The organism is Paenibacillus sp. A3M_27_13 (assembly GCF_024213315.1).
Classification (GTDB): domain Bacteria; phylum Bacillota; class Bacilli; order Paenibacillales; family Paenibacillaceae; genus Paenibacillus; species Paenibacillus polymyxa_B.
In genome coordinates this window covers 1,408,360-1,420,177 of the sequence record NZ_JANAVE010000001.1, presented here as the reverse complement: position 1 = coordinate 1,420,177, position 11,818 = coordinate 1,408,360, and the positions used below count along the sequence as shown (strand labels likewise).

The following is an 11,818-nucleotide window of genomic DNA, read 5'->3' as shown; positions in this document are numbered from 1 at the left end:
GATCAGCGCGGGCGTTTATAAAAGGGTGCTGCCACCACCTCGGCACGCAGGCGTTTGCCACGAATCTCAACCTCCAGCGGTGTGGAGAGGGCGCTAAAACGACTGTCCACCAAGGCGAGGCCCAGATTACGCTTCAAGGTGGGCGACTGAGTCCCCGTTGTGACCTCACCAATGTGTTGTCCTTCTGCGAATACCGGGTAATGGGCGCGTGGGATACCGCGATCAATCATTTCCAGCCCGATCAATTTGCGAGGAATCCCTTGTTCTTTCTGACGTTGCAGTGCTTCTCTACCGATAAAATCTCCTTTATTCAGCTTGACGAAGAACCCTAGACCGGCTTCGAGTGGTGAAATCGTGGCAGATAACTCCTGACCGTACAGCGGCAATCGTGCCTCAAAGCGTAGGGTATCCCGAGCACCAAGTCCAGCGGGAATCAGCCCATACGACTCACCGGAACGAAGCAAACCCTCCCATACAGCTGGTGCTTCTGCAGCAGGTATATAAAATTCAAAACCGTCTTCGCCCGTATATCCGGTTCGTGAGACCAGTGCTTTTGCTCCGAACAATGGCACGTTCTCATGGAAGCGGAAAGATGCCAGATTCGTAATGTCCGTATCTGCCACGGCTGCGGCAATACGTGCTGCTTCCGGTCCTTGCAACGCCAGCAATGCTATCGCATCAGACACATTCTCCATGTGAACGGATGTAGGCATATGACGAATTAGCCAATCCCAATCCTTATCGATGTTGGAGGCGTTCACAACGAGCATGTAGTGCTCCGGTCCTTTGCAGTAAACAAGTAGGTCGTCTACTACCCCTCCATCGGGGTAACACAGGAGTGAATATTGTGCCTGACCTGGTTCCAACTGGCTGACATCATTCGTGGTCACCCTTTGCAGAAAAGCTTCGGCCTCTTTGCCTTCAACCAAAAATTCGCCCATATGCGATACATCGAATAAACCCGCACGTTGCCGGACGGCCTCATGCTCCTTTTGAATGCCGCTAAACTGAACCGGGAGCTCCCAGCCGCCAAAGTCAATACAACGAACCCCAGACTGCGTCCCGTAGGACGAATATAGCGGTGTTTTTCGCAAATTAGTCATTTTTCCACTCCTATCCGGTGTGATCAGCTAAACAAAAAAGACAGGCCGAAAAAAACGTATAGACGGCAGTCTACACTCTTTTTTCAGCTCTGTCCTTGATACCAGAAAGTTACCCCGGTATGTACCGGGTTTCCCCTTGGGTGATCCGCTCCAATAGCGAATGCTCTCCAGAGATGCGTCCGGCAGAGGTCCTTTTGCCTGAGAGATTCACCTGCAATGCAGGTTTACTCCTTCGGCGCTACCTTCGGGATCAACGGTATATTACCTGGCTTTGCAGATAACAACTTGATCCGATTCGCGTGCACTTATGTCTCACAAGCGGCAACAGCTATGCGAATCTTTTTGGCAGTCTCTCCCTCCGCGTTCATCCGCGTTTGCAGTTGTCGGGGTGTTTCCCAAAGCATTTGCTATAACCCATTAATACGCAAATTCATTCAAAATGTCAATAAAAATGTCATCAAAAACAATAGAAAAAACATTTAATATATAAATAAGGATATGTAAGCGTTTGTTATAAGCTATCATATTTTTATATAGTACGCTATATGAGGTGATATGAAGTATTTTTGTTAGTATTATTGACATCAGTGTTCTTGTTGTCATAATCTTAACCTGTCTAGTACAGGTGAGCAAAAGCGATTTTATTCATATGGAAGTGAGGGGAACAGAATGAGTGAAGTAAAGCAGCAACTTTGGTATACAGACGAACATGAGTGGGTTCAGCGGACAGAGAATGGAACGGTACGAATTGGTATTACAGACTTTGCACAGCATCAACTGGGTGATATTGTTTTTGTAGAATTACCTGAGGCGGGAGCAACGATTGAGCAGGGAGCGGAGATCGGTACGATTGAATCGGTGAAGACAGTATCCGACCTTTTTGCTCCGGTGACGGGAACTATACTAAAAGTGAATGAAACGCTGGAAAGTACACCTGAGCTAGTGAATGAATCTCCCTATGAAAAAGGTTGGATGATCGAAGTAGAGATGGATAAAGATGTGGAGGAAGCCTTGGGCAAGCTACTGTCTGCGGATCAGTATGAGCAGTTGATTTCCGATGAGCAGTAATGGAGCATTGTAGTATGGAGTAAGAGGGTTATTTGTCTGCTCGATTTTTGTATAAAATAGTCGCTATGATTTGACGTAGCGGCTATTTTTTTGTCTTTTTGCAAACGTAATTACGTGTTTTATTCTGATTTAGAGGGTTGTCCCCATATAAGAATCATACATAATCCAGCACGGTTTTTCGACTAATTTCTATAGCTACAGGTCATATTAAGAAGAATTATGCAGGTATAATACCTTCCCGGATAATTTAAATTTAAATGTTGTCATCAACGTTCATGACGAAAGTACGTTTTCATTTCGTTGATGAAGATAGCGCTGTCATTTAGTATGAATTTTAAGAAAAGGTAGTGATGCTTACCTACAAGGAGGATTTGAATATGAGTACATTGGACGCAAAGCCAAGTTCAAAAGGAGGCACTCGTGTCGCCGTACAGCGTTTTGGCCGTTTTCTTAGCGGTATGGTTATGCCCAATATGGGAGCATTTATTGCGTGGGGGCTGATTACGGCACTCTTTATTCCGACCGGATGGTTCCCGAATGAAGGTTTTGCACAATTGGTTGACCCGATGAAAAATTATTTGTTGCCGTTACTGATCGGTTATACAGGGGGCACGATGATTCACGGACAGCGTGGAGGTGTGATTGGTGCCATTATGACGATGGGTGTCATAGTGGGAGCCGATATCCCGATGTTCCTGGGCGCGATGGTCGCTGGTCCGCTGGCTGCGTGGATATTGAAGAAGTTCGACAAGGCCATTGAAGGCAAAGTCAGATCAGGCTTTGAAATGCTGGTCAATAACTTTTCGGCCGGAATTATCGGTGCCATTCTAGCGCTGCTTGCCCATGTGGCGATTGGCCCGATTGTACAAATGATCAGTCAAGTGTTGTCGGCAGGGGTACAGTTCCTCGTGAACGCAGGGCTATTGCCGCTTGTCAACCTCATTATTGAGCCCGGAAAAGTATTATTTTTAAACAACGCGCTGAATCACGGAGTATTGAGTCCGATTGCGTTAGAGGAAGCTGCAAGAACAGGAAAATCCGTACTGTTTATGCTGGAATCCAACCCTGGGCCGGGGCTCGGTATTTTGCTAGCCTACTGCCTGTTCGGCAAAGGCTCTGCGAAGTCATCGGCTCCTGGAGCGGTCATCATTCATTTCTTCGGCGGGATTCATGAAATTTATTTCCCTTATATTTTGATGAAGCCGATTTTGATTCTTGCTGCTATAGCTGGGGGCGTTGTGGGAACCTTCTGTTTTATGTTGACAGGTGCCGGACTGGTTGCTGCTCCTTCACCGGGCAGCATCATCGCCTATTTTCTAATGACGCCAAAAGGCGGATATTTGCCAATGCTGAGCGGGGTGATCGCTGCTGCGGTCGTATCCTTTGCTGTTGCCGCAGTGTTACTCAAGACTAGTAAGCAAAAAGAAGAGGGGCTGGAGGAAGCTGCTTCCCGCCTGAAAGATATGAAAAATCAAAGCAAGAGTGCAAGTGCTAACGCCACTGTAATGGAAGATAACCACGAATCTGATCGTGCTGCTGAGATTGCCGCAGCTCGAACGCTCAAGGATAAATCCGAAGTGAACAAGATCGTCTTTTCCTGTGATGCAGGTATGGGTTCAAGCGCTATGGGCGCCTCGATTTTACGCAAAAAAATGAAGCAGGCGGGTGTAGGCGTAACAGTTACGAATACGGCAATCAGTGAAATTCCACAGGATGCGGATATTGTCATTACGCAAAAAACGTTGACAGACCGGGCTAAAACAGTAGCCCCGAATGCTGAGCACATTTCCATTGACAATTTTCTGAAGAGCCCTGAATACGAAGCGCTGGTTGAACGTCTGAAATCCGATTCTTAATCCCCGTCGTAGTCAGGCGGACTGTATGCAGTGTACGTCTCCTGCTGGAGGGATGAGCTTGGGAAGGAACGGTATGCGCTTATGAATATTACGAAACGACAACGTGACATCGTGGAATATCTTCTGGAGCAGTCCAAAGAGGTTACAGCCGGGGAAATTGCCACGAAGATCAATGTCAGCACAAGGACGGTTCATCGGGAACTGGGCGCAGTCGAGCATTGGCTGGCAGCTCATGAGGTGAAGCTGGAGAAAAAGTCAGGGATTGGTATCTGTATAGATGCTGACCCAGCTCAGCTTGTATGCCTGCGAAGGCAATTGCTGCATACAAAGTCAGACGAATATTCGGCTGAGGAGAGAAAGATCGTGGTTCTCTGCATGCTGCTGGATACACAGGAGCCGATCAAGCTGCTGGCGCTGGCTTCAGACTTGAAAGTCACGGTAACTACGGTCAGTCATGATCTGGACGAATTACAAGGCTGGATTGGGGAACGGGGACTCATGCTTGTGCGCAGACGAGGGTACGGGGTCGAGATTACAGGGCGGGAGACAGACAAAAGACGGGCGATTTCCGAGCTGGCTCTCGAATATTTGGATGAATCCGATCTGTTTTCAGCCCGGGAAGAACTTCGTTCTGTAACCCGTGTCGCCGACAAGTTGCTGGAGATGATTGGCAGAGATAACCTGCTGATTGTGGAAAAGGCCCTCTGGCAGCCCCATGAAAAATGGTTGGAAAACATGGTGGAAAGCAAATACATGGAGCTGCTGATTCAAATTTGCGTTTCGCTGGTACGTCTGCGACTCGGGTATGTTATAGATCCTCTTCTCTCGTATTTAAAAACAGATTCAGATGAAAATATCATGCTTCGCACAGCTATGGTGGAACGCATATGCACGGAGTTGTCAGAGGCGCTGGATATTGAATTTCCAGAGCCGGAACGATCTTATCTCAGGCTGCTATTTCGTGATGCCGAGGATCACTCTACCCGACTACTGCCGTTGGATGATCTCGTACTGTTGGAGTCGGTTCATGAGTTGATTCGTCGTGTGGAGGAAGAGACAGGCACGCCATTGGAAGAGGACCGTGTTCTGCGTGAAGGACTGATTGCCCATATGGCCCCGGTGTTCAAACGTTTGAAGGAAGGCAGGTCGATTCGTAACCCCCTCCTTCAGCAAATCCGCAAGGATTACAGCAGCTTATTCGACTCAGTGAAAAAGGCTGCGGCGGACATGACAGAAATGAAAGTACCAGATGAAGAGATCGGATTTCTCGTCATGCATTTTGGCGCTTCGCTGGAGCGGCTACGACAATTGCGGCGGGAGGTGCGGGCCATCGTAGTCTGCACGAGCGGTATTGGATCATCCAGACTTTTGGCAACAAGGCTCGCCAAAGAGCTCCCACAGATCAAAATTGTGGATAGGGCTTCATGGTACGAGGCGGCGCGGATTCCCAAGGAGGATTATGATCTGATCATTTCGACAGTAGAGCTACCGCTTGAACCGGATCGGTATCTTAAGATCAGCCCGTTGCTGACGCAGGAGGAGAGTGATCGCCTGCGTCAATTCATCCAGCATATTACACTCAATCATCCCAATGACCATCAGCAGGAACAGGCTGTTCAGCCTGGTCAGGATATAGAGTGGCTTACCGGTCTGCGGAAAAGTCTTGAGGAAATTGTACACATTGTACAGCAATTTCAAGTGTATCCGCTGGAAAATCAGGGGATGGATATGGCGGCGACCGTAGAGGCTATATGCATGTTGGAGGCGGGGCGGGGGAATATTACAGAGCCTTCTGCGGTTGCTGCACAGCTCATGGAAAGAGAGCGCCAAGGTAGTCAGGTGATCTCTGATACCTCCATTGCTTTAGTTCATACGCGCAGCCACTATATTCGCAAGCCTTCGCTTACCTTGTATAAGCTGGCAGAGCCGCTGTTGGCGGATACAGGCGAACAGGTAGAATGCGTGCTGCTCATGTTGGGACCTCGTGAGCTGCCGAGAGAAAGCTTGGAGGTATTGAGCGAGATTAGTGCATTACTCTTGCAGGAAGACATGGTTACGCTACTGGAACACGGTAGCAGGGATCATATTGTCAATTATATATCGAGTGAACTAGCTGAATTTTTCCACAGTAAATTAGGGACAGGGAGGAACCTACCGTGAGTATTATGACGATAGACAAAGTAAAAATGAACGCAACCGCCAAAGACAAATATGAGGCGATTCGTATGGCTGGACAAATCCTGCTGGATGCAAGACATATTTCAAGTGAGTACATTGACAAGATGCTGGAACGCGAGGAGATCGTGTCCACCTATATTGGGAACGGGCTGGCTATTCCACATGGCACCAAGGAATCCAAGATGCTTATTCAATCCACAGGCATCTCCATCGTTCAGTTTCCGCAAGGCATAGATTTTGGGGAAGAAAAAGCATACATGGTAATCGGCATTGCAGCACAAGGCGGCGATCATATGGAGATTTTGACGAGTATCGCTGTGGTGTGTGCGGAGGAAGAAAATATGGATAAACTTCGCAACGCGGTGACCCCACAGGAAATTATAGATCTGTTCGAAAGTGAGATGGAGCTATGAGAGCCGTCCACTTTGGAGCAGGAAATATTGGTCGCGGCTTTATCGGATTGATTCTGTCGCGTGCAGGCTATGAGGTTGTCTTTTCAGATGTCAACGACACCCTTGTATCCGAGTTACGTCGTCGTAAACAATACACCGTAGAGCTAGCCAATGATACAAAGGATACGGAGCTGGTCACGAATGTAACGGCGATTGACGGCAGAGATGCATCCGCTGTAGCGGATGCGGTAGACCATGCTGATCTGGTAACGACCGCGGTAGGGGTTAGCATCCTCAGGCATATTGCAGCAGGTATTGCCGAGGGAATAGCGCGGCGGGTGGAGCGAGGGGCAGGCCCGCTGCATGTGATTGCTTGCGAAAATGCAATCGGAGGCAGCGCCCAACTGAAAGAGCATGTTTTTGCGCTACTGGATGAGGCGACTCGTGTCAAGGCAGAGGCTTCGGTATATTTCCCCAATGCTGCTGTAGACCGGATTGTGCCGATCCAACACCACGAGGACCCGTTACATGTGCAGGTAGAGCCTTTTTACGAGTGGGTGGTGGATCGTTCACAAATGGCACCTGAGCATGAAGAAATCGAAGGCATCCTGTACGTGCAGGATCTAGAGCCTTACATTGAACGAAAGCTGTTCACGGTGAATACGGGGCATTGCGTGGCAGCCTATCTTGGTTATACCGCAGGTTATGCTACCATCCAGGAGGCCATGAAGGATAGCAAGGTGGTGGATTCGATACAAGGGTCACTGGAGGAGACAGGAGCAGTGCTTGTGAAGCGCTTCGGTTTGGATCAAGGGGAGCATAAGAAGTACATCTCTAAAATTTTGGATCGCTTCCGCAATCCTAATCTGACAGACGATGTTACTCGAGTCGGACGTTCACCGTTGCGCAAGCTGTCTCCAAATGATCGTCTTGTACGTCCCGCGCTCCAAGCGCAGGAGTATGGCATCCCGACGGATCATCTGGCGTTAGGAATGGCGGCTGCCTGTAAATTTGATATTACGGAGGACCCCGAGGCAGTCGAGCTTCAGCAGGTGATCCGCAGTGAGGGACTGGGTGTGGCGCTAACGCGTTATACTTCCATAACCGCAGATCACCCGTTACATCGGCAGATATTGGAGCAATATGATATTATAAATTCATAAAACAACGAATTATAAACATCTATTCTCGGAAATCCTCTTGAAGACAAAGCATCGACATCAACACTAACGTGTTCTGTAGAGATGTGCTTCAAGAGGATTTTTATATGCGTGATTTACATCACATAACAACCTGCTTAAATTGTTTATATTGATAATGATTATCATTATCTATAAAATGAAATCATTACTATTATAACTATTAGGGAGGATTATAGTGAAACCGATCTATATTACCTTAGGGTTTTTATTTTTGGCGCTTGGAGTTATTGGTGTAGTGCTACCGTTGCTACCGACTACACCGTTTCTGCTGCTAGCGACCTTTTTCTTTATGCGGGGGTCCGAAAGGATTCACCAGTGGTTTTCGAATACCTCTCTGTACCAAAAGCATCTAGAGAGTTTTGTTCAAACAAGGTCGTTGAAGCTGTCTACGAAAATCACCACATTGGGCTTAGCGTCAGCGATGCTGATTACAGGCTTTATTTTCACCCCTAATATGTGGGGCAAAGCGCTCATCGTCTTGGTCATCCTTTTTAAATATTATTACTTTATATTCCGAATCGGAACAGTGAGAAACGCTGCAGCAGAAATAACGCCTTCATCTTCACTTGCCCCTACTCCGAAAAAAAGGTCTAAAATGGTCGACAGCCGTCTGCTCGGTCTAGTGGAACATTCTCGGAAATATATCGTATTGGGTGTGCTTGTGCAGTGGATCGGTCTTTTGGGGAGTATAGCCGCTGTGTTGTCTATGGCCTTTGTTATGCAGCAGGCATGGGAAGGACAAGTGACTCGCAAGCTGATTCTATCTATGACGGTCATTGTTATTGCTGCTATTGCAGTTCGCTGTCTGAGCAATTATGCAGCCAGTATGTTATCCTATCGTGCTTCGGTAAATGCTAAAAAAACGCTGCGCTCGCAAATTTACGGCAAGTTGCTCAAAATGGGACCCGCATATACAGATCATACCTCCACCTCGGGGGTTATACAGGTTGCTGTAGAAGGGGTAGAGCAGCTTGAAACCTATTTCGGTAGATACATGCCTCAGCTATTTTACAGTCTGCTTGCCCCTGTAACGTTATTCATCACCCTCTCTTTTGTCAGCTTCAAAGCAGCCATTATACTGTTGATCTGCGTTCCCTTAATTCCAGTGTCGATCATTGTCATTATGAGGATGGCTAAAAAGCTTTTTCGGAAATATTGGGGCAGTTACGTCAATCTGGGCCACAGCTTTTTGGAGAATGTACAAGGTCTGACTACGCTCAAAATGTACGGAACAGACCAGGATAAACATCAGGAAATGAACACAGCAGCGGAGGATTTTCGCAAAATGACGATGAAAGTGCTGACTATGCAGCTTAACTCCGTGGCCATTATGGATCTTATCGCATTTGGTGGTGCCGCTGCGGGTGTACTGGTCGCGGTAAGCGAATATTCTTCAGGCCATATTGGCTTGGCGGGAGCAATCATCATTGTTTTGCTGTCGGCAGAATTTTTCATTCCTCTGCGTCTGCTGGGTTCTTACTTTCATATCGCCATGAACGGAATGGCAGCAAGCGACAAAATATTTCAAATGTTGAGTACTGAGGATCTTATACAAGGACAAGAAAGCATAGAAAACACAGATATTCGACTGGAACAGGTGAGTTTCGCCTACGACGAAAGAGATACCTTACGAAATATATACATGGATATTCCCCAGGGCAGCTTTGTTTCAATTGTTGGGGAATCAGGCTCTGGTAAAAGTACGGTAGCCGGATTGATCGTTGGGCATCACGAGGGGTATCGAGGAAGTCTGACGATTGGAGGAAAAGAGCTTACCGAAATTTCAGAAGGAAGCCGCATGCGTCACATGACCTGGATCGGTTTTAACAGCTATATTTTTAAAGGCACAGTGGAAGCAAATTTAAAAATGGGCAATGAGCACGCGGATGAGCAACAAATGCTGGAAGCTTTGCGACAAGTGAAGCTGTATGATTTTATCCTTTCAGAAGGAGGACTGGAAGCAGAACTGGAGGAGCAAGGGGCAAATCTGTCAGGAGGACAGCGCCAACGGCTAGCACTAGCCAGAGCATTGCTGCATGATAGTCGTGTGTACATTTTTGACGAGGCCACCTCTAACATTGACAGTGAAAGTGAGGAAGGCATTATGGAGGTTATACATGCGCTGGCAGGTCAAAAAACAGTGATTCTTATCTCTCACAGACTGGAAAATGTAGTTCAATCCGACTGTATCTATGTGCTGCAAAACGGTTTGGTGGCAGAATCGGGAACGCATCATGAGCTGTTGAGCCAGCAGGGACATTATGCGGAGATGTATCTCAGTCAACACCGGGTAGAGCAGTTTGTAAAAGGAGGGGCTGTATATGCGTAGACATGGATTACGGATCATGGGCCAATTATTGGTATTGGCGGGGCCTCTTTTACCTGTGCTACTCATCACGATTGTTACAGGAGTGCTTGGTTTTGTTTGTGCTATTGGCATTATAGTGTTTGGAGCCCTAGCTCTGCTTACAGCAACGGGCATCACGACAGGCTACACCATGTCGTTTTTGCTGACGGCGATCGTGGTTTGTGCCGTACTACGCGGCGTATTCCGTTATGGCGAGCAAATGAGTGGTCATTATCTCGCTTTCAAGCTGCTGGCTGTACTGCGTGATAAGGTACTTCAAGCCCTGCGCAGACTCGCTCCAGCCAAATTGGAAGGCAAGGACAAGGGGAATCTGATTTCACTCATTACGAGTGATATTGAGCTACTGGAAGTATTTTATGCGCATACGATAGCGCCTGTTATGATCGGCATCATCACTTCACTACTCATGGTGTTTTTTATCGGTTCTTATGAGCCTCTATTAGGCTGGCTTGCTGCGCTTGCTTACCTAACTGTCGGTTTATTTATTCCTTTACTCACGTCACGTATGGGCAAACGTCAGGGGATGGAATACCGAAGTAGCTTTGGCAAGCTGAGCAGTTATTTTTTGGACAGCTTACGGGGTATGAAGGAAATTGTGCAATATGGGCAAGGAGAACAACGTTTGAATGAGATTAACCGTCGTACGGATCAATTGGATGCCAAGCAGAAGGACTTGAAGCATCATGAAGGTATCACAAGAGCCATCACAGATGCGGCTGTAGTTGGATTCTCATTCTTGATGCTGCTGGCTGGATTGTACGGTATGTCTAATGGTCACGTTGACTTTACAGGTATGCTAATTTCTGTCATTGCCCTGTTTAGTTCATTTGGTCCTGTCGTCGCGCTGAGCAATTTGTCCAACAATTTGCTTCAAACGCTGGCGAGCGGGGAACGAGTATTGAGTCTATTGGAGGAAGCCCCGGAGGTAGAGGAAAATATCGAAGGGATAAGTGTTGCCTTTACTGGGGCACGAGTAGACAAGGTGACTTTTGCATACGATGGTCAAACGGTGCTGAATGATGTAAGTCTCACGATACCGCATAAGGGGATTTTAGGCATTCAGGGTAAAAGCGGCTCTGGCAAGTCTACGCTGCTAAAGTTGCTGATGCGATTTAGGGACCCGCAGCAAGGTGGAATTTTGCTATCCGGGCACGATTTGAAGGAAATTGGAACCCGACATTTGAGAGGCTTACAGAGCTATGTAGACCAGCATACGTTCCTGTTTGATGATTCAATTGCAGCTAATATCAAAATCGGAAAGCCTGATGCAACGCATGAGCAGGTTGTGGAAGCAGCACGTAAGGCATCAGTGCACGATTTTATTATGACCTTGCCTCAAGGGTATGACAGCCGAGTTGGAGAATTGGGGGACAGGCTGTCCGGTGGAGAACGCCAACGCTTGGGACTGGCGAGAGCCTTTATCCATAATGCGCCTCTCTTACTGCTCGACGAGCCTACCAGCAATTTGGACAGCCTGAACGAGGCAATTATTTTAAAATCGTTAAAGGAACAGCAGCAAGATAAAACGGTTGTCCTTGTTTCGCACCGAAGTTCTACCATGCGGATTGCAGACGATATTTTTGAAATGGATAACCGTAGATTGTCCTGACTTTTCTAACGTGTTTTTTAACGTACTTATTTAGCGATAAGT

The 11,818-nt window shown here is 47.4% G+C and carries 8 protein-coding genes and 1 riboswitch; of the genes, 7 read left to right on the top strand and 1 reads right to left on the bottom strand.

The features are described 5' to 3' along the window. Positions 1–2 precede the first annotated feature (2 nt). A complete protein-coding gene (gene gcvT / locus NLX82_RS06265; protein ID WP_254347627.1) occupies positions 3–1,103 on the bottom strand; it encodes a glycine cleavage system aminomethyltransferase GcvT in 1,101 nt (366 codons plus the stop codon). Between the two features lie 176 nt (positions 1,104–1,279). Further along, positions 1,280–1,378: riboswitch (glycine riboswitch) on the bottom strand. Between the two features lie 394 nt (positions 1,379–1,772). Here gcvT and gcvH point away from each other — a divergent pair. From gcvH to NLX82_RS06230, 7 genes are all read left to right on the top strand, one after another. Next, a complete protein-coding gene (gene gcvH / locus NLX82_RS06260; protein ID WP_160788916.1) occupies positions 1,773–2,171 on the top strand; it encodes a glycine cleavage system protein GcvH in 399 nt (132 codons plus the stop codon). A gap of 377 nt (positions 2,172–2,548) precedes the next feature. Next, entirely contained in the window at positions 2,549–4,027 is a 1,479-nt protein-coding gene (locus NLX82_RS06255) for a PTS mannitol transporter subunit IIBC (protein WP_071558376.1), read from the top strand. Between the two features lie 81 nt (positions 4,028–4,108). After that, a complete protein-coding gene (locus tag NLX82_RS06250; RefSeq protein ID WP_254347626.1) occupies positions 4,109–6,187 on the top strand; it encodes a BglG family transcription antiterminator in 2,079 nt (692 codons plus the stop codon). After that, positions 6,184–6,618 carry a PTS mannitol transporter subunit IIA gene (locus NLX82_RS06245; protein WP_023989873.1) on the top strand — a complete coding sequence of 145 codons (435 nt, stop codon included), beginning with the start codon at positions 6,184–6,186 and terminating at the stop codon, positions 6,616–6,618. Before NLX82_RS06250 ends, NLX82_RS06245 begins: the two co-directional genes overlap by 4 nt. After that, positions 6,615–7,760: a mannitol-1-phosphate 5-dehydrogenase gene (locus NLX82_RS06240; protein WP_076157631.1), complete on the top strand. Its 1,146-nt coding sequence runs from the start codon at positions 6,615–6,617 to the stop codon at positions 7,758–7,760. Before NLX82_RS06245 ends, NLX82_RS06240 begins: the two co-directional genes overlap by 4 nt. A 214-nt stretch (positions 7,761–7,974) precedes the next feature. Beyond that, positions 7,975–10,128, top strand: coding sequence for a DUF454 family protein (locus NLX82_RS06235; RefSeq protein WP_076157628.1), 2,154 nt, complete (start codon positions 7,975–7,977; stop codon positions 10,126–10,128). After that, entirely contained in the window at positions 10,121–11,776 is a 1,656-nt protein-coding gene (locus tag NLX82_RS06230; RefSeq protein ID WP_254347625.1) for an amino acid ABC transporter ATP-binding/permease protein, read from the top strand. Before NLX82_RS06235 ends, NLX82_RS06230 begins: the two co-directional genes overlap by 8 nt. Positions 11,777–11,818 lie beyond the last annotated feature (42 nt).

Excerpts from the sequence above, each read along its gene's own strand:
- gcvH (WP_160788916.1), top strand. The coding sequence starts at position 1,773 with ATGAGTGAAGTAAAGCAGCAACTTTGGTATACAGACGAACATGAGTGG.
- NLX82_RS06230 (WP_254347625.1), top strand. The coding sequence starts at position 10,121 with ATGCGTAGACATGGATTACGGATCATGGGCCAATTATTGGTATTGGCG.
- NLX82_RS06240 (WP_076157631.1), top strand. The coding sequence starts at position 6,615 with ATGAGAGCCGTCCACTTTGGAGCAGGAAATATTGGTCGCGGCTTTATC.
- NLX82_RS06255 (WP_071558376.1), top strand. The coding sequence starts at position 2,549 with ATGAGTACATTGGACGCAAAGCCAAGTTCAAAAGGAGGCACTCGTGTC.
- gcvT (WP_254347627.1), bottom strand. The coding sequence starts at position 1,103 with ATGACTAATTTGCGAAAAACACCGCTATATTCGTCCTACGGGACGCAG.
- NLX82_RS06250 (WP_254347626.1), top strand. The coding sequence starts at position 4,109 with ATGAATATTACGAAACGACAACGTGACATCGTGGAATATCTTCTGGAG.